The sequence below is a fragment of the Acidovorax sp. Root217 genome (assembly GCF_001428645.1).
Lineage (GTDB): Bacteria > Pseudomonadota > Gammaproteobacteria > Burkholderiales > Burkholderiaceae_C > Acidovorax.
On record NZ_LMIH01000021.1, the window covers coordinates 1,766 to 1,982 of the forward strand.

1 protein-coding gene is annotated in these 217 nt (G+C 70.0%); it reads left to right on the forward strand.

Going from position 1 to position 217, the window contains the following annotated elements:
* On the forward strand, positions 1 to 217 hold a 217-nt coding region (locus ASE31_RS32110), incomplete at both ends, for a hypothetical protein (RefSeq protein WP_200961138.1).

Here is a 217-nt window from a genome sequence, read left to right on the forward strand (position 1 = left end):
GGTGCCGGTGGTACTGCCCACCCGGCCCGACACCGCAGGCACACCCACGCCGCTGGCCGACATCCCTATCGTCAAGGCAGCCGATGGCCATTCCATCGTCTCCGTCAGCGTGCCCACCGGGGTCGGGCTGCAGGCCGAAGGCCTGACCACCACCACCATGGGCTCCGCCGCCCTGGCAGAACTGGGGTTCCGCATCGAGCGGGTCACCGGCAACAAC